The organism is Microbacterium sp. LWS13-1.2 (assembly GCF_040144835.1).
Classification (GTDB): Bacteria; Actinomycetota; Actinomycetes; order Actinomycetales; family Microbacteriaceae; genus Microbacterium.
Map to the genome: position 1 here is coordinate 2,460,132 of NZ_CP151632.1, position 22,709 is coordinate 2,482,840.

Sequence of the window (22,709 nt, forward strand, 5' to 3'; positions counted from 1 at the left end):
GGCGCCGACCCCACGGCGGCTGCGGTTCACAACGCGAAGGAGCGTCGATGAAATCCACGTTCAGGCGGCTGTCAGCGGTGTCGCTGGCCGTCGCCGCAGCTCTCGTCCTCACGGCCGGCGTCTCGTCGGCCACGGCAGCCCCCGGCGGTCCCCACGCCGGATCGCCCACCCTCACGGCATCCGAGTGCACGTCTCTCGCCGGCCTCACGATCTCCGCGAAGGACATCGGCCTGCCGACGAACGGCGCCGACGTCGAGACGGCGGTGTGGGATGCCGCCGGCAGCTTCTGCGCGGTCACCGGCTGGATCCGCGCGGTCTCGGCACCGCAGGACATGCAGTTCCAGGTGAACCTCCCCGCCCTCTGGAACGAGCGCACGCTGCAGTTCGGCGGCGGCGGGTTCGACGGATCCCTGGTCACCGCGACCGGCGCCTACACCGCCCAGCCGACCGGAACCCCGACCGCGCTGTCGCAGGGCTGGGTCACCCTCGGCTCCGACGGCGGCCACCAGGGCGCACCCGGGTTCGACGGCACCTTCCAGCTCGACGAGGAGTTGTTCCTCAACTACGGGCAGTGGTCGGTCAAGAAGGCGCATGATGCGGCCGCGGTGGTCATCGAGGCGGCCTACGGCATGGACGCCGACTGGTCGTACTTCATCGGCGGCTCACAGGGCGGGCACGAGGCCCTCGACGCGGCGGCGCGCTACCCGAAGGACTACGACGGCGTCATCGCGAACTACCCGGCCTACAACGTCACGATGATGCACGTGGGCGCGGTCAACTTCCGCGACGCGCTGCAGCTCGAGGGCGGCACCGGGCACCTCAACTCCGCCGAGACGGCGACGATCACGAACGCGGTCTACGCGACCTGCGACGGGCTGGACGGGGCCGTGGACGGGATCGTCAGCAACGTCTCCGGCTGCGACGCGGCGTTCGACATCCAGTCCCTCGCCTGCCCGACAGGGGTGGATGCCGCCACCGTCGACACCTGCCTCTCGGATGTCGAGATCGCGGCCGCGGTGAAGATCAGCACCGACTACGACCTGGGCATCGACATCGAGGGCAACTCGATCTTCGCGAAGAGCGCACTCCTCGAAGGGGCCCTGTACCAAGGCTTCGCGGGCTTCGGCACCAGCGCGCAGGCGCAGGGCCTGCAATTCGCCGTGTTCGAGGCCACGATGCGGCACGGCGTCGCGGGTGATCCCCCCGGGTTCGACCCGTACACGGTCGATCCGCTGGACTACGCCGAGCGGGTGCAGGAGGTCGGCGAGATCATGGACGTGACGGATGTCTCGCTGAACCAGTTCCGCGCACACGGGGGCAAGATCATCCTGACGCACGGCACCATCGACGACTTCATCACGCCGCACAACACCGTGCAGTACTGGGAGGCACTCCAGGACGAGTTCGGCAAGCGCCTCGACTCGTTCGCGCAGTTCTACATGGTGCCCGGCTGGGGCCACGGCCAGGGTCGATTCGTGGCGCAGTACGACGGCCTCGACGCGATCGTCGACTGGGTCGAGCAGGGCGTCGCCCCGTCCGGCCTCGTCGCCAGCGACGGCAACGCAGGCGCCGATCGCGCGCGCCCGATGTGCGAGTACCCGGCGTGGCCGCAGTACTCGGGCTCCGGATCGATCGACGACGCGAGCTCGTACTCCTGCGTGACGGGATGATCGCGCGAGCCGTCTCGTCGTGACCTGCGAAGGCCCCGGGGTTCGCCCCGGGGCCTTCGCTCGTGCCGATCAGCCGGCGGACGCGGCCGGCAGCGTGTGCGCGTCGAGCGACGAGAAGTAGTCCAGCGACCTCCGTGAGGTGCTCGCGAGCGTGCGCATGCCGTACGCACCCGCGCCGCCCGCCGCCTCGAGCGCACGCGAGATGCCTGCGGCCGCCACGGTGAGGAGCTCGACCGCCGCCTGCGGCGAGGTGCGGTCGTTGGGCACGACGACGCCCAGCGACGCGTGCACCAGACCGTGCGCATCGAGGATCGGCACCGCGATGCCCCGCGATTCGCGGTGAATGTGCCCGTCGGTGACGGCGAACCCGTCCGCCCGCACCCGGCGCAGCCGTGCGCGCAGCTCCTCCCCGGTGCGGATGGTCGCCGACGTGTACGCCGGCCAGCCGGCCGCGATCACGTCCGCCACGACGCCCGGCTCGGAGTGGGCGAGCAGCACCAGGCCGCTCGAGCTGACCGGCAGCGGCACGCGGCCGCCGATCACGGTGGCGTTGACGACCGCCTCCCTGGTCGAGAGGCGCTCGATGAAGAGCACGTCCCGCCCGCTCAGCACCCCGAGCTGCGTGTGCTGACGCACGCGCGCGTGCACGGCCTCGAGCCACGGCCGCGCGAGCTCCCGAAGCCCGAGGGCGCCGGGGGTCCGCGACGCGAACTCCCACAGCCGGATGCCGAGCCGGTACGAGCGGTCCGGCATCCGTTCGAGCAGGCCCTCCCGCTCGAGCTCGGCGACGAGACGGTGGGTGGTCGACACGGCGAGGCCGGTCGTCTCGACGATCTCGGTCAGCGTGAGGAACGGGCGCAGCACGTCGAACGCCTGCAGCACCCGCAGGTGCTTGTGCAAGACGGACTCACCGTCCGAGCCGCGTGCCACGTCGAACCTCCTTCGGATCGGGGGACGGATGCCGGGCCCACCGGCCGCTCAGCCTGGTCATCGAGCCTGTCGACGCGCCCGGCACCGGCGCCGCGCACCGGCGCCGCAGGCTAGGCCGCTCCGGCGGTGCGCCAGCCGCCGTGGTACTCCTGCCGCACGGTCTCGGCGTACGGCACCGGGCTGACCACGGCGCGCACCGCGATCTGCTCGTGCGGCTCGACCGTGGTCTTGCCCGAGCCACCGTCGGGTTCGCCCCACACCACGCGCACCTCTGCGCCGATCGGCACGTCTCTGTCGACCGTCGCCAGCGACAGGCCGCGCTTCTCGTTGGCGGTGATGCCGGTGAAGAGCGACAGCCCCACGGTGCTCCCGTCCGCGTCGATCACGGCGTCGTAGTTGGACGAGCCGTAGTTCGCGTTGGGCAGGTCGAAGAACTGGTATCCCGGCCCCTCGCGGTCGAGCACGCTGGTGAGGATGCGGCCGAGGTCCTCGTCGTTCCACGCGAGCGTGACCTTCTTGCGCTGCGCCTCGGGATCGACCTGCTCGAGGGCCTCGCGGCCGATGAAGTCGTGGTCGAACTTCACGAACGAGCCGTAGCCGAGGTCCCACGGGTTCAGGTAGTAGTCCTCGATGTCGTCCGACACGAACGATCCGGCGAGGGCGTTGATCGCCTCGTAGCTGCTCGCCGGCAGCCACTCGCGGTAGCGCCGCTCGATGTCTCCGCCGGTGTAGATCGCGGGAAGCGGCGACGGGATCCACCCCGACTCGAGGGTGTTCGACGAGTACGCGCGAGAGCCGCACGGCTCGAGCCCGAACTCGCGCCCCGCCTCGAGCACGGCATCCCGGATCCTCCCGTGCTGCGCGTACGGCCCCCAGATCTCGAGGCCGGGGGCTCCGGCCATGCCGTGCCGGAGCGTGCGCACGTGCTCCCCGGCGATCTCGAGCTCACCCATGTGGAAGAACCGCACCTGCTCGACCTCGCGGCCCGCCAGCTTCTCGATGATCGGCCAGGCGTTCGGGCCCTGGATCTGGAAGCGATAGAACTCCCGCGTCACCGCCTCGCCGTACGGCCGCGACGGCGAGCGGTCGTCGTAGCGGGTCTCGACGTCGTAGCCGCCGGTCTCGGCGTGGAACTGCAGCCAGTTGGCGCCGGGCGCGCGGCCCACATAGACGTATTCGTCCTCGGCGAGGTGGAACAGGATGCCGTCGCCGATCACCCCGCCGGTCGACGAGGTCGGCACGAACTGCTTGGCGGTGTTCACCGGGAAGTTCGCGAACGAGTTGATGCCGGTGTCCGACAGCAGCTTCAGCGCGTCGGGGCCGGTCATGAAGAAGTTCACCATGTGGTGCGTCTGGTCGTAGAGCACCGCCGTCTCGCGCCAGGCCCTCTGCTCGCGGCGCCAGTTCGTGAACTCCGCAGGAACGACGGGGTAGATGTAGGTGCCGAGCTGCGAGTTCCGCAGCATGTCGACCACGCTCCCCCGTTGCTCCATGAGCTCCTGCAGATTGCTCGCCATGAGTTCCTCGACTTCCTCGTCCAGTGTTCCGGGGTGACCTGAGCGCGATGCTACGTGTCCGCTATACCTACGTCCAGAGGTATTTGGTCGCCACAATTGTAGACAATTTGTTGACCATTTCGCCATGGGTGTGATTCGCTGGCCCCATGACAGACACTGCCGACACGCTCCTCGTCGTCAGCGCCCACGCCGGCGACTTCGTCTGGCGGGCAGGCGGCGCGATCGCCGCCGCGGCCCTCCGCGGCGAGCGCGCGGTGGTCGCCTGCCTGTCGTACGGCGAGCGGGGCGAGTCGGCCAGCCAGTGGCTCGACGGCAAGTCGCTGGACGAGATCAAGCGCATCCGCCGCGACGAGGCCGAGGCCGCGGCATCCGCTCTCGGAGCCGAGATCGAATTCCTCGACCTGGGCGACTACCCGCTCGTCGAGTCGCGCGAGGCCGTCGCGCGCCTGGTCGACCTGTACCGGCGGGTGCAGCCCACGGTGGTGCTGACGCACACGCTCCGCGACCCGTACAACGGCGACCACCCCGCGGCTGCGCGCATGGCGCTCGACGCCCGCGTGCTGGCGCAGGCGATCGGCGTGGCGAACTCCGACGGCAGCTACCCCTCGAAGGACGACATCATCGGTGCCCCGCCCGTCTTCTTCTTCGAGCCGCACCAGCCCGAGCAGTGCGATTTCACCCCGAACGTCCTGCTCGACATCACCGAGGCGTTCCCGCGCAAGCGCGCGGCGATGGAGTGCCTGCCCGCCCAGAAGCACATGTGGTGGTACTACACCGACCTCGCGACCCGCCGCGGCGTGCAGCTCAAGCGCAACGCCGGCCCGAACCTGGGCCTGCCCCACGACACGATGGGCGAGGCCTACATGCGGCACTTCCCGCAGGTCACCCAGGTGCTGTCATGAGCGGATGGACCTTGTCATGAGCGGTCCGGTGGTCGTCACCGACATCGCCCGTGCGGATGCCGCGACCGCCGACGCGCTCGGCGTGCACGGCGTCGCGACCGTGCACGAGGCCATGGGCCGGACCGGGCTCGTGGGTGCCGGCATCCGTCCCATCCAGGAGGGGGTCCGGATCGCCGGCACGGCCGTCACCGTGCTGTGTCACCCCGGCGACAACCTCATGATCCACGCGGCCGTCGAGCAGTGCCGCGCCGGCGATGTGCTGGTGGTGACGACGACGTCGCCGTCGATCGACGGGGCGTTCGGCGAGCTGTTCGCCACCGCCCTGCACGCCCGAGGTGTACGCGGACTCGTCACGACGACCGGTGTGCGCGACGTCGCGGAGCTGCGGGCGATGGGGTTCCCGGTGTGGTCGGCGGCCGTCTTCGCCCAGGGCACCGTCAAGGCCACGCCCGGCTCGGTCAACGTGCCGATCACCCTCGGTGCGGTCACGGTCGCCCCCGGCGACGTCATCGTCGCCGACGACGACGGCGTGCTGCGGGTCCCGCGGCGCGGCGCGGACGCGGCGCTCGACGCGGCGGACGCGCGCCTCGCGAAGGAGGAGGCCGACCGTGAGGCGTACCGCGGCGGCCGGCTGAGCCTCGACCGCAAGGGACTTCGGCCGCTCCTGGCCGACCTCGGCGTCGAGTACCTCACGCAGGCGGACTGGGAGGCGCAGGACCGTGGACGCGGCTGAGCCGCCGGTCGCGACGGGGCCATCGGCTGCGACGGGCCCATCGGCTGCGACGGGGCCGTCGGGTGCGACGTGGCCGTCGGTCGCGGCGGCGGTGCGCGACGGCATCCGCTGCATGCTCATGCGCGGCGGCACCTCGAAGGGGGCGTACTTCCTCGCCTCGGACCTGCCGAGCGACCCCGGAGCGCGCGACGACCTGCTCCTGCGGATCATGGGGTCGCCCGACCCGCGCCAGATCGACGGCATCGGCGGCGCGCACCCGCTCACCAGCAAGGTCGCGATCGTGTCGCGCTCCGCGGTGGAGGGCATCGACGTCGACTACCTGTTCCTGCAGATCGGCGTCGACGCCGCGACCGTGGGCGATGCACAGACCTGCGGCAACCTGCTCGCCGGCATCGGACCGTTCGCGGTCGAGCGCGGCCTCGTCCCCGCGACCGGGGAGCGCACGACGGTCCGCATCCGGCTGCTGAACACCGGCGACATCGCCACCGCCGGGTTCGCGACCATCGACGGGCGCCCCGAGTACGACGGCGACGCGGTCATCGACGGCGTTCCCGGCACGGCATCCGCGATCGAGCTCGAAGTCGGCGGCGGGGCCGATAAGCCGCTCCTTCCGACCGGCCGCGCCTCCGACGACATCGACGGCCACACGGTCACCCTCATCGACAACGGGATGCCGGTGGTGCTGCTGCGCGGCGAGGAGTTCGGCGTGGACGGGTCCGAGCCGCCCGCGGCGCTGGAGGCCGACGATGCGCTCGCGGGCCGCATCGAGCGCGTGCGGCTCGGCGCCGGTCCGCTGATGGGGCTCGGCGACGTCTCCGGGCAGACGGTGCCGAAGATGATCCTGCTCTCGCCGCCCCGCGAAGGCGGCGCGATCTCGACCCGCGCCTTCATCCCCGCCCGCGTGCACACGGCGATCGGCGTGCTGATGGCGGCATCCGTCGCCGCAGCGCTCAGGATCCCCGGTGCCGTCGGGCACGACATCGCCGGCCCGCTCACCGGAGACGAGACCCCCGTCGAGCACCCCAGCGGCACCTTCCCGTCGCGCGTCGAGGTCACGCGGGACCCCGACGGCACGTGGCGGGCCACGTCGTTCTCGCTCCGCACCGCCCGAAAGCTCTTCGACGGCATGGTCTTCCCCCGGCCGCGCCGCTGATCGCACCCGAGACACCCGAACACGTCAGAGAGGACGCCCCATGACCGCCGACACCTCGTTCGACGTCGCCCACCTCGCCCACGTCGAATTGCTGACCCCGAAGCCGGCGGAGAGCCGGTGGTTCTTCGAGGAGCTCCTCGCGATGCGCGTCGTCGCCGAGGACGGCGACTCGATCTACCTGCGCACGTGGGACGAGTACCAGCTGTACACGATCAAGCTCACCGCGTCGGATGCCGCGGGCGTGGGCCGCACCTCCTTCCGCGCGTCGTCGCCGCAGGCGCTGGAGCGACGCGTCGCCGCCATCGAGGCGACCGGGCACGGCACCGGATGGACCGAGGGCGACGTGGGCTGCGGGCCGACGTACGGGTTCACCGACCCCGACGGGCACACGATGGCGATCTTCTACGAGGCCGAGCGCTACGTCGCCACCGACGACAGGCCGGCGCTCAAGAACCAGGCCTCACGCTTCCCCGGCCGGGGCGTGAACGCCCGCCGCCTGGACCACATCAACTACCTCGCGAAGGACGTCGAGGCGAACGGGGAGTTCCTGCGCGACGCGCTCGGCATGCGCGAGTCGGAGCGCATCCGGCTCGACAACGGGAGGTTCGCGGCGTGGTGGTTCCGCTTCTCGCTGAAGTCGTACGACGTCGTGTACTCCGACGACTGGACCAAGCACGGCAACCGCCTGCACCACATCGCGTTCGCCCCCGACACCCGTGAAGACATCCTGAAGGCCGCCGACATCTTCCTCGAGAACGGCATCCACATCGAGTCGGGGCCGCACAAGCACGCCATCAACCAGACGTTCTTCCTCTACGTCTGGGAGCCCGGCGGCAACCGCATCGAGTTCGCCCAGGCCGGCGCCCGCCTATTGCTGGACCCCGATCAGCCCGTCGTCGAGTGGTCCGAGGCCGAGCGCAAGAAGGGCCAGGCCTGGGGCATGAAGACGATCGAGACCTTCCACACCCACGGCACCCCGCTGGTCTGACGCTTCGTCTCGCTCAATGACCGGAACATCCCGGTCATTGAGCGAGGGAGCGCCAGCGACCGAAAGCCCCGGTCGTTGAGCGAGGGAGCGCCAGCGACCGAGACGAAACGCCCCGAGCCGCTCTTCTGCGCCAGGTGCGGCGCGTTTCGTCTCGCTCGTCCCTCGCTCGCTCGTTCCTCGCTCGCTCAACGACCGGAGCCCCGGCCGCCGGTCGGCCACGTGAGTGAGCGCCGGCGACCGAGACGAAGCGCGGTCAGCGCCAGACGTCGGCGGCGATGTCGACGACCTCGCGCACCTTGGCCCACTGCTCGTCCTCGGTGAGGACGTTGCCCTCCTCGGTCGAGGCGAAGCCGCACTGCGGGCTCAGCGCCAGCTGCTCGAGCGGCGCGAACGCGGATGCCTCGTCGATGCGCTTCTTGACGGCATCCACGTCCTCCAGCTCGCCGCTCTTGGACGTGATGAGGCCGAGCACGACCGTCTTGTCGCCCTCGGGCAGGAAGCGCAGCGGCTCGAAGCCGCCGGCACGCTCGCTGTCGTACTCGAGGAAGTAGCCGTCGTACGCGGTGTTGCCCAGCAGCTGCTCGGCGACCGGCTCGTACCCGCCCGAAGAGATCCAGGTGGAGCGGAAGTTGCCGCGGCAGACGTGCGTCGTGACGACGAGGTCGTCGGGCTTGCCGTCGAGGATGCGGTTGAGGATGCCGGCGTACCGCTCGGCGATGCCGTCGGTGTGGATGCCGCGCTCGCGGGCCTTCTCGAGCTCGACGTCGGAGCACAGGTACGCCCAGGCGGTGTCGTCGAACTGGAGGTAGCGGGCGCCCGCGTCGTAGAACGCGGCGACGGCGTCGCGGTAGGCCTGGACGAGGTCGTCGACGATGTCGTCGCGGCCGTCGTAACCCGAACCGGCGAGATGCCCCGGCTCGAGGCGGAAGTCGAGCACGGTCGGGGCCGGGATGCTGAACTTCGGCACCGCGCCGGTAGTGCGCTCGAGCAGGCTCTTGAGCGAGCGGAAGTGGTCGAGGAACGAGTGGGTGTCGCTGAACCCGATCTTGCCGGTGACCTCGATGCCCCGCGGCTTCGTCTGCACACCCTGGAACTGGATGCCGTGATCGAGCTCGACGATCTCGACGCCGTCGAGCAGGCCGAAGAAGTCGAAGTGCCACCACGAGCGGCGGAACTCGCCGTCGGTCGCGAGTTTCAGGCCGGCGTCGGCCTCGCGCACGACGAGCTCGGCGATCGCGGTCTCCTCCGCGATGCGCAGCGCGTCGGCATCGATCTGACCGGAGGCGAAGCGGCGGCGGGCCTCCGCGAGTTCGGCGGGACGGAGGAAGCTGCCGACGATGTCGGCGCGGAACGGCGGTGTTGACACCCTTGCGATGGTACGGGATGCCTCCGGACGTAGGGAAACCCCGCGTCACGGAAGGACCCCAGCGTCCAGGCCGTCCCGATGACGCCCGGCTGCGAGACCCCAGCGGACGGACGAGACCGTGGGGAAACCCCGCGGTCTCGTCCCGCCACTGTCGTCTCACGGCGCGGCGTCGCGCCCGGCGCGACGCCGGTCGTCAGAAGGACGCCCGAGCTAGAACACGTACTCCATGAGATCGGTGCCGAGCACGCGGAACGCCTCGTGCGCCCGCAGGCGATGCGAGATCGACAGGTCGTCGAAGCACACGATGAGCGCGTACGACACGCCGGCGCGGGGACCGGCCAGCACGCCCGCTTCGACGCGGACACCGGCATCCCGGCCGGTCTTGTTGATGAAGAGGAGACCGTGCTCATCGTTCTCGTGCGAGAACGGGTCGAGGCCGGTCGCCGATGCCACGAGGGAGAGGTCGTGGTTGAGGCTCAGCCACTCGGCCACCTGCGCGCTCACGCTCGGCGAGACGACCTGCGAATTGACGAGAGCGGCAAAGACCTCGGCGAGCTCGCGGGCCGAGCCCAGTGCGAAGTGCGGGGCGTCGTCGGGGCCGCGCTCGTCGCGGAAGCGGTCGAGGAGCGCGGAGCGCGACAGCCCCAGGTCTTCGATGCGGGCGCGCACCGCCGGCAGGCCGACCCGCCGCAGCAGCGCGTTGGCGGCCATGGCGTCACCCGTCGAGGCGGTGAGCACCGCGAGGTCGGACAGCGGCAGAGCGGGCGCCTTCAGGTGCTGCCACACGCCCCCGACGCCGACAGGCTCGAGCTGCGCACGGTCGATGATCTCGAGCGGCTCGAGCCGCCCGGACTCGAACGCCGCGGCCACCTCGATGAGCAGCGGCACCACGCCGAGCCCCGCCACCGGCAGGGTGACGAAGTCATCGCCCGAGAGCACGGACGTGCCGCGGTCGAGATCGGTGATCCGCACCGAGATCTTGGCGCCCGATGCGGCGAGATCGTCGAGCGCCTTCAGCGTCGACGTGAACGAACGACGTCCGGCAGCCGCCCTCTTCGGCAGCCGCCGGCCGGTGCTCCGTCGCGCCCCCCGCAGCGACTCGGCGTCCCTTCTGGGCTCGATGCCCACGGAGTTTCCCTCCCGTTGATGTTGTTGCGGGGCGAACGGGCCGCATGCGGCCCGGCCATCACCAGATGGTGACGCGCTCGTCCTCGTCGAGCCAGAGAGCATCCGACGGCGTCACTCCGAATGCATCGTAGAACGCGTCGACGTTGCGGACGATCTGATTGCACCGGAACTCGTTGGGCGAGTGCGGGTCGATCGTCAGCAGGCGGATGGTCTCGGCATCCCGCCCCTTCTGCTGCCAGATCTGTCCCCAGCTGAGCAGCAGTCGCTGGATGCCGGTGAAACCGTCCAGCTCGGGCGCGTCGGCATCGCCCAGCGACAGGGCGTAGGCCCTGATCGCGATGCCGAGACCGCCGAGGTCTCCGATGTTCTCGCCGATCGTGAGCGCGCCGTTGACGGTGTTCTCGGGCGCGAGGCCCTGCGGCACGAGGGAGTCGAACTGGGCGATGAGGTTCTTGGTGCGCTCCTCGAACGCCGCGCGGTCGTCGTTGGTCCACCAGTCCCGCAGCGACCCGTCGCCGTCGAAGCGGCTGCCCTGGTCGTCGAAGCCGTGGCCGATCTCGTGGCCGATGACCGCGCCGATGCCGCCGTAGTTGGCCGCGGCGTCGCGCTCGGCGTCGAAGAAGGGGTACTGGAGGATCGCCGCCGGGAACACGATCTCGTTCATCAGCGGGTTGTAGTACGCGTTGACGGTCTGCGGCGTCATGAACCACTCGTCGCGGTCGATCGGCTGGCCGACCTTGGCGAGCTGGCGGTCGTGCTCCCACACGTGGGCGCGGCGGACGTTGCCGACGAGGTCCTCGGCGTCGATCTCGAGCGCCGAGTAGTCCTTCCACTTCACCGGGTACCCGATCTTCGGGGTGAAGGCGTCGAGCTTGGCGAGCGCGCGCTCGCGGGTCTCGGGCGTCATCCACTCGAGCTCGGAGATCGACTGGCGGTAGGCCTCGATGAGGTTGGCCACCAGCTCGTCCATCGCGACCTTCGAGGCCGGCGGGAAGTGGCGCTCGACGTAGACACGGCCGATCGCCTCGCCCATCGCGGCCTCGGTGAGGCTGACGCCGCGCTTCCACCGCTCGCGGTTGACCGGCACGCCGGTGAGCTGCGTGCCGTAGAAGCCGAAGTTCTCGGCGACGAACTCGTCCGACAGGAACGGCGCCGCCGAGTGCACGACGGTGAACCGCAGCCATGCCTTCCAGTCGTCGAGGCGTTCCTCGACGAGCAGGGCGCCGAGGCCCTCGAAGAAGCTCGGCTGATACACGTTGATCTCGGCGAACGCATCGGCGTGGTCGGCGGCCGCGCCCTCGCGCCACGGCGTCAGGTCGACGCCGACGAGCGCCTGCACCTCGTCCCACGTCTTGAGGTTGTAGGTCTTGACCGCGTCGCGGCTCGCGACGTTGTCCCAGTGGTGCGTGGCGATCTCGGTCTCGATCGCGACGATGCGATCGGCGGATGCCTCGGCCTCGGCCACGCCGGCGAGCTCCAGGATCCGCTGCACGTGCGCGCGGAAGGCGATGCGGGTCTCCTGAAAGTTGTCGAGGCGGTAGTAGCTCTCGTCCGGCAGCGAGAGGCCGCCCTGGATAAAGAACGGCACGTAGCGCTCGGGGTTGCCCGGGTCGGGCTCGATGTAGAGGTGGATGAGCGCCGCGATGCCTTCGCGCTCGAACTCGCCGATCGTGCGGAGGAAGCCGGGGATGTCGACGACCGCGTCGACACGCGCCAGCACGTCGGCGAGGGGTGCCGCACCCTGCGCCTCGATGCGCTCGGTGTCCATGAAGCTCGTGTAGAGGTCGCCGATCTTGCGCGCCTCGGTGCCGGGCTCGGCCTGCTGCGACTCCTCGACGATCGCGTGCACGTCCTTCTCGGCCTGCTCCGCGATGAGGTGGAACGAGCCCCACCTCGCCTTGTCCTCGGGGATCTCGGTCCGATCGAGCCACGAGCCGTTGACGTGGCGGAACAGGTCGTCCTGAGGGCGGATCTCGGCGCTGAGTTCCTCGAGCGCGAGACCGGAGCGGGGGGCATCGGTCATGCGTTCCAGGGTAACCGCCCCCAGGTGTGCGAATCCTCGGCGAGGCATCGATCCGAGGCTGTGACCGCATTGTGATGATGACGGATGCCGAGGGCCGGCGTCGGAGCGTGCGGCCGGCGTCGGCGGCGCCTCCTAGGCTCGGAGGGTGACGACCGACACCCTGAATCGCGACATCCTGCGGCTCGCGGTGCCGGCGCTCGGCGCCCTGATCGCCGAGCCGCTGTTCCTGATCGTCGACTCCGCCCTCGTCGGGCACCTCGGTGTCGAGCCGCTCGCCGGACTCGGCATCGCCTCCGCGGTGCTGCAGACCATCGTCGGTCTGATGGTCTTCCTCGCCTACTCGACGACGCCGGCCGTCGCGCGCCGGTTCGGCGCGGGCGACGCGTCCCGCGCCGTGTCGGTCGGCATCGACGGCATGTGGCTCGCCCTCGGCATCGGCGCGGTGCTGGCGCTCGTCGGCTATGCGGCCACGCCTGCGCTCGTCGGGCTCTTCGGCGCGACGCCCGAGGTCGCCCAGCAGGCCGAGATCTACCTGGGCATCTCGATGTGGGGCCTGCCCGCCATGCTGGTCGTCTTCGCCGCGACCGGGCTCCTGCGCGGCATGCAGGACACGGTGACGCCGTTGTGGATCGCGGGGCTCGGCTTCGGCGCCAACGCCGTCCTCAACTGGGCGTTCATCTACGGCTTCGGGTGGGGCATCGCCGGCTCCGCCGTCGGCACCGTCCTCGCCCAGTGGGGCATGGTCGCCGCGTACGCGGTCGTCGTGGGGCGGCTCGCGCGCCGGCACGAGGCATCCATCCGCCCGCAGCGCGAGGGAGTGCGCGGCTCGGCGCGGTCGGGCGGCTGGCTGTTCCTCCGCACGGTGTCGCTGCGGGTCGCGCTGCTCGCGACCGTGGCGGTCGCGACGGGCCTCGGCACGGTCGAGCTGGCTGGCTGGCAGGTCGCGTTCACCATCTTCTCCACCGCCGCGTTCGCGCTCGATGCGCTCGCCATCGCGGCCCAGGCACTCATCGGCAAGGGACTCGGCGCCGAGGAGACCGGGCTCGTCCGCCGTGTGCTCGGCCGCACGGTGGCGTGGGGCGCCTGGTTCGGCGTGATCACCGGAGCACTGATCGGCGCACTGTCGGGCGTCATCGGGCTGCTGTTCACCGGCGACCCCGGCATCGCCGCGCTGGTGCAGCCGGCGCTCATCGTGCTCGCCGTCGCCCAGCCCGTCTGCGGCGTGGTGTTCGTGCTCGATGGCGTGCTCATCGGCGCCGGCGACGCGAAGTACCTCGCCCTCGTCGGGGTGCTCAACCTGGTGCCGTTCGTCCCCGCGCTGGTGCTCGTGGCGGTGCTGCATCCGGTCGGTGCGGCGGGGCTCACCTGGCTCGCGGTGTCGTTCTTCGGCGTCTACATGCTCGCGCGCCTGATCACCCTCGGCTGGCGCGTGCGCGGATCCGCCTGGCTGACCGCGGGCGCCTGACGCCGGCACCCTTCCTCCGGACGGACGGTATCAGCGCCGCCGCTGACGGCTCCTTGCTCGCATGGCGCGCACGCGGCGACGCCAGGAGGAGCCGACATGTCCGAGACCGGCGCATTCGCGTTCACCGTCCACCCCCGCGCACGTCTGCGCGAGGATCTCGCGCGCGCCTGGCGGCCGCTCGGGCTCGTGCCCGAGCGCGTCTACGACACGGCCCTGCGCCGCCTGCCGCTCCCGCCGGTCACCATGGCGGGCGTGCAGATCGGCGGGGAGCGCGTCGGCCACGTCGTGCTGGTCCCGTTCGGCGCCCGCCACCTGCTGTCGGACATCGAGGAGGGGCGGCGCCGCGTGAGTCGTGCGGTGGACCGCGCCGCGGCTCTCGGCGCCGACGTCGTCGGGCTGGGGGCACTCACCGCGACGGTCACCGCCGGCGGCCTCACGCTGCGCGAGCGCACCGACATCGCCGTGACGAACGGGAACGCCTTCACGGCGGCGATCGTGGAGGATCAGATCCGGATGCTGCTGCCTCACGTCTCCTCGCGGACGACGCGGCCGCACGTGGCCATCGTCGGCGCGACCGGCAGCGTCGGCACGGCGGTCACGAAGCTGCTCGCCCGCGACAGCGCCGGCGCCCGGCTGACGCTCATCGCGCGCACGGAGGGGCGGCTCAAGGCGCTCGCCGCCGCGATCGCCGGCGACGTGGACGTCGACGTCGCCCAGACGATCGACGCGGTCCGCGATGCCGACCTCGTCGTGCTGCTCACCGCATCCGCCGACACGCTCCTGGGTCCGGAGCACCTGGCATCGGGTGCGGTGGTGCTCGACGCCACGCAGCCGCGCAACACGTTGCCCGCTCTCGCATCGGCCCGGCCCGATGTGCTCGTCGTCGACGGCGGCATCGTCTCGATCCCGAGCCTCCGCCTCACCGGCGGCGAGATCGGCCTGCCGGACGGCCGCTCGTACGCCTGCTTCGCCGAGACGGCGATCCTCGCGCTCTCCGGCCACTCCGGCCATTTCTCGCTGGGCAATCCGACACTCGAGCAGGTCGATGCCGTCCGCGAGCGGGCCCGCGGCCTGGCTCGCCTCGGATTCCACGCCGCCGAGCCGACGAGCTTCGGCAGACCCGTCGCACTCGAGTCGCACTCGGCGGTGATCGCATGACCCGTGTGGTGCTCCTCGGCGGCGGCTACGTGACGCTGCACGCCTATGCGACGCTCGTGCGGCGCCGTGCGCGCGACGTCCGCCGCGGCGACCTCGAGATCGTCGTGATCTCGGCCGATCACGCGCACCGGTTCCACGGCTTCACGGGTGAGCTCGTCGCCGGGATGATCGACTCCGACCGCGTCGCCACTCCCCTCGCGGAGGCGATGCCGCTTGCCCGCATCATCGGCGGCCGGGCCCTGAGCATCGACACCGTCCACCAATCGGTGTCGTACCGGTGCGGCGAGAACCCGGTCGAGGCGCTGACCTACGATCACCTCGTGGTGGGCACCGGAGCGAAGGAACCGGCGTCGGAGGTCGCCGGGCTCGAGCAGTACGGCCGCACGCTGCGGGGCCCTGACGAGATCGCCGCACTCGCCGACCATCTCGGGACGGTTCCGGGATCGCCCGTCGTCGTGGCCGGGGGCGGGATCGCGGGCGCCGAGCTCGCCGCGGCCATCGCCGACCGCGGGCATCCGGTCACCCTCGTGCACTCAGGGAACCGGATCCTCGGCGAGTGGTCCGATCAGCCGGGGCTAGTAGCGCGTGCAGAGAAGGAGCTCGACCGCCTGGGCGTACGGGTGATGCCGGGCGCGCGTCTCACCGAGGTCACGCCGACGACCGCGGTGCTGTTCGACGGCACGACCCTCACCACGGCGACCGTCGTCGCGGCGACCGGGCAACGTCCCGTGTACCTCCCGGGGCTCGATCCGTGGCGAGACGAGCGCGGACGACTGCGGACGGGACGCACGCTCGCCGTCAGGTATGGCGTGTGGGCAGCCGGCGACGGTGCACGCGTGGAGCACCCCAGGAACCGGGAACCCGTGCCGGCCAACGCGCTGTGGGCCATCAAGGGCGGCGACCACATCGGCCGCGCGATCGCACGGCGACTGAGCGGAAAGACGCCCCGGGCCTTCACGTATCGAGGGCTGGGCCGCGCGGCCTCGTTCGGCTACGGCCGGGGCATCTCGGAGCTGTACGGCGTGCCGTTCACCGGTGCGCTCGCGTGGCTGCTGCGGCTGGTGTTCTTCCTGCGCTTCATGCCCTCGCGGGCTCGCGCGGCCGGGGTCGTGTCCGACCTCGCGCGCTTCGCCGTCACCCCGCGCCGCGGACGCGTGCGCGCCGTTCAGGTCGGGACGCGGTCGGCCTCACGCCCCGCCGTGAGCACCGAGGCGGCGTGAGTGCCGCGGGTCACGCCCAGCGACGGCACCACTCGTACATGACGACGGCCGCGGCGGCGCTCGCGTTCATCGACCGGGTCGAGCCGTACTGCTGGATCTGGACGGTGGCGGATGCCGCGGCCAGCGCCTCGGGCGAGAGCCCCGGGCCCTCCTGACCGAACAGCAGCACGCACGCCTCCGGCAGATCGGCCGCCGGGAGGGGCTTCGACCCCTCGACGTTGTCGATCGCGATCACCGGCAAGGATGCGGCATCCGCCCACTGCACGAACGCCTCGACCGTCTCGTGGTGGCGCACGTGCTGATAGCGGTCGGTGACCATGGCCCCTCGACGGTTCCACCGGCGCTTGCCGATAATGTGCACCTCGGCGGCCAGGAACGCGTTGGCGCTGCGCACGATCGAGCCGATGTTCATGTCGTGCTGCCAGTTCTCGATTGCGACGTGGAACGCGTGCCGGCGCATGTCGAGGTCGGCGACGATGGCGTCCATCGTCCAGTAGCGGTAGGCGTCGACGACGTTTCGCGCGTCGCCGTGCGCCAGCAGCTCGGGGTCGTACCGCGGGTCGTCGGGCCACGCGTCGGGCCCGCCCGGCCAAGGGCCGACGCCCACCGGGAGCGTCGGTTCGGCCGGCTCGGCAGCGGGTTCCAGACCGGATCCCGGCCCGGGCTCGGGCGCGGAGTCGGGCCCGGGCTCGGGCGCGGAGTCGGGCGCGGTCGCGTCGGGCGGGGTCACCGGCCCAGGCTATCCGCGCCCGCCCCGCCGCGGCTTGATTCCGGTCGTTGAGCGAGCGAGGAACGTGGTCGTTGAGCGAGCTTGCGAGTCGAAGTGCAGAGACGAAACGCCTCAGACCTTCTCGCAAGCCCGAGGCGTTTCGTCTCGGTCGCCGGCGCTCCCTCGCTCAACGAGCGGAATCAGGCCGGTCACCGCGTTTCGTCTCGATCGCTGACGCTCCCTCGCTCAACGACGGGAACCGTCTTTTCGGTGCACCGAAAAACGGCTAGGGTTTCGGTGTGCCGAAAACTGCCGAAGCTGTCAGGATGCCGCCCGCCACCACCAGCCGCCGCTCGCTGCCCCGCCTGGCGTGGCTGATCGGTCCTGCGCTCGTGGCCGGCGTCGCGTATCTCGACCCCGGCAACGTGGCCAGCAACATGACGGCCGGCGCCCGCTACGGCTACCTGCTGGTCTGGGTGGTCGTGCTCGGCAACGTCATGGCCTGGCTCATCCAGTACCTCTCCGCCAAGCTCGGCATCGTCACGGGCAAGAGCCTGCCCGAGACCCTCGGCGGCCGCATCCGCTCGAAGTGGGGTCGCCGCGCCTACTGGCTGCAGGCCGAGCTGGTCGCGATGGCGACCGACATCGCCGAGGTGATCGGCGGCGCGGTCGCACTGAACCTGCTGTTCGGCATCCCGCTCCTGTGGGGCGGCGTGATCACCGGCACCGTGTCGATCGCGCTGCTGCTGATCCAGTCCCGCCGCGGCCCGCGGCCCTTCGAGTTCGTGATCATCGGGCTGCTCGCCATCATCGCGATCGGCTTCTCGTTCGGCGTCTTCGTCGCGCCGCCCGACGGCGCCAGCGTCGTGGCCGGTCTCGTGCCGCGCTTCGAGGGCACCGACTCCGTGCTGCTGGCAGCCTCGATCCTCGGCGCGACGATCATGCCGCACGCCATCTACGCGCACAGCGCGCTGGCACGCGACCGCTTCGCGCCCCGCGTCGCCTCCGCTCCGGCTCCGGCCACGCCGACGCCGGGCAACCTCCCGGGTTTGGGGCGCACGGCGTCTGTTTGGGGCGCACGGCGTGCGCCCCAAACGGACGGCGCGCGCCCCAAACCCGACACCGATACCAACACCGAACCCGACACCGCCATCGCCACGGGTCCTGCGGCTCCGCCCCCCTACGGGGCCGCGCTCAGCGACCGGTCCGCACCCGACGCGACGCTGGCCGAGCTGCGCGGCATCCCGACCCGGCGCCTGCTGCGCGCGACGAAGTGGGACGTCTCCATCGCGATGCTCATCGCCGGCACCGTGAACCTCTGCATCCTGCTGCTCGCCGCGGCGAACCTGGCCGGCGTGCCGGGCACCGACTCGCTCGAGGGCGCGTACGCCGCGCTCTATGCGGGGCTCGGTCCGCTGGTGGCGACGCTGTTCGCCGTCGGGCTGCTGGCGAGCGGGCTGGCGAGCACGTCGGTCGGCGCCTACGCCGGCGCCGAGATCATGCACGGTCTGCTGCACATCCGCGTGCCGCTCCTGGCCCGCCGCCTCGTGACCCTCATCCCGGCGCTCGTGATCCTCGCGATCGGCTTCGACCCGACGGTGGCGCTGGTACTGAGCCAGGTCGTGCTGTCTTTCGGCATCCCGTTCGCGCTGGTGCCGCTGGTGGCGCTGACCGCGAACCGCGAGATCCTCGGCGGGTTCCGCAACCGGGCGTGGACGACGATCGCCGGCATCGCGGCATCCGTGTTCCTCATCGCGCTCAACGGCGTGCTGCTCTTCCTCGTCCTATCGGGGGCGTGAGCCGCGACCTCGCGCCTGAAGCAGCACGAGGGAGCCCGGTACTCTGAATCCGTGGCCTCTCCTGCCGTCGACGACTACCTCAAGACGATCTACCACCACACCGAGTGGCAGGACGACCGCATCACGCCGTCGCAGCTGGCCGCCGAACTGGGACTCGCGCCGTCGAGCGTCACCGAGATGGTGCAGAAGCTCGCCGCGCAGGGGCTCGTCACCCACCGCCCGTACGGTCCCATCGCCCTGTCGGACGACGGCGAGCGCCGCGCGGCCACCATCATCCGCCGGCACCGGCTCATCGAGACGTGGCTCGTGCGGGAGTTCGGCTACGCCTGGGACGAGGTGCACGACGAGGCCGAGGTGCTGGAGCACGCCATCAGCGACCGGCTGCTCGAGGGCATCGACGAGCGCCTCGGACGGCCCCGCTTCGACCCCCACGGCGATGCGATCCCGGATGCCGCGGGCCACGTCCACCGTGAACCCTTCGTCGTGCTCGGCGGGGCGTCAGCCGGTCACACCGGTCGGGTGCTCCGCGTCAGCGACCGCGACCCCGAGCTGCTGCGGGCCGTCGAGTCGGCCGGCGTCGCGGTCGGCGCGACGGTGACGGTGACGTCCGCCGCAGCCCTGCGGATCGGTGAGGTCGAAGTGATCCTCCCCCGCGCCGCCGGCGACGCCGTATGGCTCAGCGTCGACCCCGAGGTCTGAGCGATCGCGCCCCCACCGGCAGCGCTGTTGCGTGGGATCCGGGGTCCGGGGTCGCTCGTGTCCCGGATTCCGCCCTTACTGCGCCGAGTCGCGCCGCATGCGGTGCCTGGACCAAGCGATGGTGGGACGTGCGGGCTGTGACGGTCAGCGCTCCGCGACCTCGAAGGACCAGTGCACGCCGGTGGCCGTCTCGGCCACGTCCCAGAGGCGTGCGCCCACCACGGGATCACGGGTGATTTTGGCGGCCTTCTGCCGACGCGGCTCGCCGCGCGAGCCGGTGCGCGGTCCCCAGAACTCCCCGCCCTCGATCTCGGGGTCGGTGAGCGCCCGCACGAGCGACCAGGCGCCGCGCTCCTTGGACTGCGCGATGGCGGCCTGCAGGTTGTCGCGGAACCGCTTGGCGCGCGAGGGTTCGTTGACCCCGACGATGCCGGGCGTCCGGCCGCCGGTCGAGTAGCCCGGGTGGGCGACGACGCTCGCCACGGGAACGCCCGCTGCGCGCAGGCGCCGGTCGGCCTCGAAGCCCAGCGCGGCCGTGGCGACCTTCGACTGGACGTACGCGCGCCACGCGGTGTAGCCGTCGGCCAGCTGCGGGTCGACCGGGTCGTAGGGCGTGAGCGACGTCGACATGCTGCCGAGCCACACCATCCGGCCCGAGGCGTCCGCCAGCGCGGTCAGCAGCTCGCCGGCGAGCGCGTAGTGGCCGAGGGCATTCGTCGCGAACACGACCTCGTTGCCGTCGATCGTGGTCTCGCGGGTCTTCGGGGGGTGGACGATGCCAGCGTTCAGCAGGACGCCGTCCAGGCCGCCCTTGCCGCGCACGCTCGCGGCCGCCGAGCGCACCGATGCGAGGTTGCTGGTGTCGAGGATGAGCGGCTCGGTCGCATCGGTCGCGGCATCCGGAACCCGTCGGCGGATCGCCGCGCGCGCGGCCGACAGCCGGTTCGGATGGCGCGCCGACATGAGCACCTGTGCGCCCGCGCGCACCAGCTGCTCCGACGCGAAGTAGCCGAGGCCGGCGTTGGATCCGGTCACGAGGTACACGCGTCCGGAGAGGTCGGGAAGGCTCCGGGGGTCCCACGTCACGGCTTCGACCCTACGCCCGCGCGCCACTTAGTCTGGACGCATGCGCACGCGGTCCGACATCGAATGCTGGCTCACCGACATGGACGGCGTGCTGGTGCATGAGAACACCCCCGTTCCCGGGGCCTCCGCACTGCTGCAGCAGTGGCGCGACCAGGGCGTGCCCTTCCTCGTGCTGACCAACAACTCCATCTTCACGCCGCGGGATCTGTCGGCGCGGCTGCGCGCTTCGGGGCTCATCGTTCCGGAGGAATCGATCTGGACCTCCGCGCTCGCGACCGCCGACTTCCTGCGCTCGCAGATGCCCGGCGGCACGGCGTTCGTCATCGGCGAGGCCGGCCTCACAACAGCCCTTCACGAGGCCGGCTTCATCATGACCGAGACGAACCCCGACTACGTCGTCGTCGGCGAGACCCGCAACTACTCCTTCGAGGCGATCACCAAGGCGATCCGCTTCCTCGGCGCCGGCGCCCGCTTCATCGCGACCAATCCCGACGCGACCGGCCCGTCCACCGAGGGCGTGCTGCCCGCGACCGGCGCCATCTCGGCCCTCATCACGAAGGCGACCGGCATGGAGCCGTACGTCGTCGGCAAGCCGAACCCCATGATGTTCCGCTCCGCGCTCAACCGCATCGGCGCGCACTCCGAGAACACCGGCATGATCGGCGACCGCATGGACACCGACGTCGTCGCCGGCATCGAGGCGGGCCTGCACACCGTGCTGGTGCTCACCGGAATCAGCGACGCGGCCGAGATCGCGCGCTACCCGTTCCGCCCCGACGAGGTGCTCGACTCGGTCGCCGACCTCCTCGACCTCGAGCCCGTCGAGTCCGAGGACCCCGAGCTGCTGTAGGCCCCGAGCGGCGGCAGCCCCAACTTCTGCTCTGACGCGCCGGCCGCGGCATCCGTCGGTCGCAGTTGAGGTGCCGCGCGTCCTCAGATGAGGAAACATGCCGAAATGCGGAGCGAACGGCCTGTTGAGCGCCTCATCTCGGCTCACGTCCTCAGTTGAGGAGCGGATGCCGCAGCCCTCCTCTACGCCAGCTCGAGACCCGCGCGCAGTTCCGCGTCCAGCACGAGGTCCGCCCCGTCCAGGCGCGTGCGCACCTCGGGGTCGAGCACCAGGTCTGCCGCGGCGAGCGCCTCTTCGAGCTGGGCGACGCTCGAGATGCCGACCACCGGGATCACCGGCACCGGCCCCCCGAGCAGCCACGCGAGCGCGACCTGGTTGGGGGGCGCGCCGATCTCGGCGGCGACGTCGTGCAGCACGCGCACACGCTCACGGTTCGACGCGTGGCGCATCGGCGCCCACAGCGGCTTGTCGTCGCGCGTGAACGCCCCCTGGTGCAGCGGCGAGTATGCGGTGACGGTGAGCGGCGGGCGGCTGTCGACGCCCGCGGCGGCGCCTGCGCCTGCCCCTGCCCCGGCGCCTGCGCCTGCGCCTGCCCCGGCGCCTGCCCCTGCCCCGGCGCCTGCGCCTGCGCCTGCGCCTGCGGCCAGCGAATCGACGTAGTCCAGAAGCTCGACCGACACGTCGTTCGTGCGCCCGGCTGCCGGGCTCGGGTAGACGTAGCTGTAGCCCTGCTGCACTACACCGTACGGGTCGACGCCCTGGCGCAGCGCCTCCTCGCGCGCTTCGACGAGACGCCAGAGCGCGACGTTCGAGATGCCCGCGATGCCGACGAGTCCCTCGCGCTGCAGCTGCCCGAAGGCGGCGACGGTCTCTGCGATCGGCGTCTCGCGGTCGTCGACGTGCCCGTACAGCACGTCGAGGTGGTCGATGCCGAGGTGCTGCAGGCTGAGGCGCGCCTCGCGCGCGACGACCTCGGCCGAGAGTCCCTGGAAGTTCGTCGGCTCGACGGTCTGCAGCGGCAGTGCGGGGTCCTTCTTCGCAGCACCGAGCTTGGTGGCCAGGCGCACGTCGCCGAGGCCGCCGCGGCGGCGGATCCACTCCCCGAGCACGTCCTCGCTGTCGCGGCCGTGGCCGCCGACCCAGACGCTGTAATTGTTCGCGGTGTCGACGAAGGTGCCGCCCGCGTCGGCGAACCGGTCGAGGATGGCGAGGGATGTCGCGGTGTCGGTGCGTGTGCCGAAGAACATGGTGCCGAGGCACAGGGTCGAGACCTCGAAAGAAGTCGACCCGTTGGAGATGGTGCGGTACTGCAT

At 71.3% G+C, this 22,709-nt stretch carries 19 protein-coding genes; 11 read left to right on the top strand and 8 right to left on the bottom strand.

All coding sequences use genetic code 11. The annotated features are described in order from the left end of the window. Positions 1-47 precede the first annotated feature (47 nt). Positions 48-1,670, top strand: coding sequence for a tannase/feruloyl esterase family alpha/beta hydrolase (locus MRBLWS13_RS11580; RefSeq protein ID WP_349425526.1), 1,623 nt, complete (start codon positions 48-50; stop codon positions 1,668-1,670). A gap of 69 nt (positions 1,671-1,739) precedes the next feature. On the opposite strand, the gene MRBLWS13_RS11585 is transcribed toward MRBLWS13_RS11580, so the two are convergent. Together MRBLWS13_RS11585 and MRBLWS13_RS11590 are read right to left on the bottom strand one after the other, a co-directional pair. Next, positions 1,740-2,600 (bottom strand): IclR family transcriptional regulator, encoded by an 861-nt coding sequence (locus MRBLWS13_RS11585; RefSeq protein ID WP_349425527.1) that lies wholly within the window; start codon positions 2,598-2,600, stop codon positions 1,740-1,742. 110 nt (positions 2,601-2,710) lie between these two features. Continuing rightward, entirely contained in the window at positions 2,711-4,117 is a 1,407-nt protein-coding gene (locus MRBLWS13_RS11590) for an aminomethyl transferase family protein (protein WP_349425528.1), read from the bottom strand. A 146-nt stretch (positions 4,118-4,263) separates the two neighbouring features. Between MRBLWS13_RS11590 and MRBLWS13_RS11595 the strand changes: the two genes are divergently transcribed. Genes MRBLWS13_RS11595 through MRBLWS13_RS11610 form a run of 4 tightly spaced genes read left to right on the top strand, consistent with a single transcriptional unit; the run spans position 4,264 to position 7,893 of the window. Then, positions 4,264-5,019 (top strand): PIG-L deacetylase family protein, encoded by a 756-nt coding sequence (locus MRBLWS13_RS11595; RefSeq protein ID WP_349425529.1) that lies wholly within the window; start codon positions 4,264-4,266, stop codon positions 5,017-5,019. A gap of 16 nt (positions 5,020-5,035) precedes the next feature. Further along, positions 5,036-5,752 (top strand): 4-carboxy-4-hydroxy-2-oxoadipate aldolase/oxaloacetate decarboxylase, encoded by a 717-nt coding sequence (locus MRBLWS13_RS11600; protein ID WP_349425530.1) that lies wholly within the window; start codon positions 5,036-5,038, stop codon positions 5,750-5,752. Beyond that, entirely contained in the window at positions 5,739-6,905 is a 1,167-nt protein-coding gene (locus MRBLWS13_RS11605) for a 4-oxalomesaconate tautomerase (RefSeq protein ID WP_349425531.1), read from the top strand. The genes MRBLWS13_RS11600 and MRBLWS13_RS11605 overlap by 14 nt, the downstream gene beginning before the upstream one ends. A 40-nt stretch (positions 6,906-6,945) precedes the next feature. Next, the gene (locus MRBLWS13_RS11610) at positions 6,946-7,893 is read left to right on the top strand and encodes a VOC family protein (RefSeq protein WP_349425532.1); all 948 of its coding nucleotides are present in this window, start codon (positions 6,946-6,948) and stop codon (positions 7,891-7,893) included. Between the two features lie 253 nt (positions 7,894-8,146). On the opposite strand, the gene MRBLWS13_RS11615 is transcribed toward MRBLWS13_RS11610, so the two are convergent. The 3 genes from MRBLWS13_RS11615 to MRBLWS13_RS11625 all read right to left on the bottom strand — a co-directional run bounded on the left by MRBLWS13_RS11615 (position 8,147) and on the right by MRBLWS13_RS11625 (position 12,410). Further along, positions 8,147-9,259, bottom strand: a complete 1,113-nt coding sequence (locus MRBLWS13_RS11615; protein ID WP_349425533.1) for a 5-methyltetrahydropteroyltriglutamate--homocysteine S-methyltransferase — start codon at positions 9,257-9,259, stop codon at positions 8,147-8,149. A 210-nt stretch (positions 9,260-9,469) separates the two neighbouring features. Then, on the bottom strand, positions 9,470-10,381 hold the full coding sequence (locus MRBLWS13_RS11620) for a serine hydrolase (RefSeq protein ID WP_331906246.1): 912 nt from the start codon (positions 10,379-10,381) through the stop codon (positions 9,470-9,472). Positions 10,382-10,445: 64 nt separating this feature from the next. Continuing rightward, positions 10,446-12,410, bottom strand: coding sequence for a M13-type metalloendopeptidase (locus tag MRBLWS13_RS11625; RefSeq protein WP_349425534.1), 1,965 nt, complete (start codon positions 12,408-12,410; stop codon positions 10,446-10,448). Between the two features lie 145 nt (positions 12,411-12,555). Between MRBLWS13_RS11625 and MRBLWS13_RS11630 the strand changes: the two genes are divergently transcribed. From MRBLWS13_RS11630 to MRBLWS13_RS11640, 3 genes are all read left to right on the top strand, one after another. Next, complete coding sequence (locus tag MRBLWS13_RS11630; RefSeq protein ID WP_349425535.1) at positions 12,556-13,875, top strand: MATE family efflux transporter; 1,320 nt, start codon at positions 12,556-12,558, stop codon at positions 13,873-13,875. 96 nt (positions 13,876-13,971) lie between these two features. Beyond that, entirely contained in the window at positions 13,972-15,033 is a 1,062-nt protein-coding gene (locus MRBLWS13_RS11635) for an NAD(P)H-binding protein (protein WP_349425536.1), read from the top strand. After that, on the top strand, positions 15,030-16,253 hold the full coding sequence (locus MRBLWS13_RS11640; RefSeq protein ID WP_349425537.1) for an FAD-dependent oxidoreductase: 1,224 nt from the start codon (positions 15,030-15,032) through the stop codon (positions 16,251-16,253). The genes MRBLWS13_RS11635 and MRBLWS13_RS11640 overlap by 4 nt, the downstream gene beginning before the upstream one ends. A gap of 10 nt (positions 16,254-16,263) precedes the next feature. Here the strand turns inward: MRBLWS13_RS11640 and MRBLWS13_RS11645 are convergent, their stop codons facing one another. Continuing rightward, positions 16,264-16,899, bottom strand: a complete 636-nt coding sequence (locus MRBLWS13_RS11645) for an RNA methyltransferase (protein ID WP_349429044.1) — start codon at positions 16,897-16,899, stop codon at positions 16,264-16,266. A 389-nt stretch (positions 16,900-17,288) separates the two neighbouring features. On the opposite strand from MRBLWS13_RS11645, the gene MRBLWS13_RS11650 reads away from it, so the two are divergent. Both MRBLWS13_RS11650 and MRBLWS13_RS11655 read left to right on the top strand, forming a co-directional pair. Further along, on the top strand, positions 17,289-18,761 hold the full coding sequence (locus MRBLWS13_RS11650) for an Nramp family divalent metal transporter (protein WP_349425538.1): 1,473 nt from the start codon (positions 17,289-17,291) through the stop codon (positions 18,759-18,761). A gap of 51 nt (positions 18,762-18,812) precedes the next feature. Then, positions 18,813-19,460: a metal-dependent transcriptional regulator gene (locus MRBLWS13_RS11655; RefSeq protein ID WP_349425539.1), complete on the top strand. Its 648-nt coding sequence runs from the start codon at positions 18,813-18,815 to the stop codon at positions 19,458-19,460. Positions 19,461-19,604: 144 nt separating this feature from the next. On the opposite strand, the gene MRBLWS13_RS11660 is transcribed toward MRBLWS13_RS11655, so the two are convergent. Continuing rightward, positions 19,605-20,546: an SDR family NAD(P)-dependent oxidoreductase gene (locus MRBLWS13_RS11660; RefSeq protein WP_349425540.1), complete on the bottom strand. Its 942-nt coding sequence runs from the start codon at positions 20,544-20,546 to the stop codon at positions 19,605-19,607. 40 nt (positions 20,547-20,586) lie between these two features. Here MRBLWS13_RS11660 and MRBLWS13_RS11665 point away from each other — a divergent pair, with 40 nt between their 5' ends. Then, a complete protein-coding gene (locus MRBLWS13_RS11665; RefSeq protein ID WP_349425541.1) occupies positions 20,587-21,396 on the top strand; it encodes an HAD-IIA family hydrolase in 810 nt (269 codons plus the stop codon). Positions 21,397-21,578: 182 nt separating this feature from the next. Here the strand turns inward: MRBLWS13_RS11665 and MRBLWS13_RS11670 are convergent, their stop codons facing one another. Then, the gene (locus tag MRBLWS13_RS11670; protein ID WP_349425542.1) at positions 21,579-22,709 is read right to left on the bottom strand and encodes an aldo/keto reductase; all 1,131 of its coding nucleotides are present in this window, start codon (positions 22,707-22,709) and stop codon (positions 21,579-21,581) included.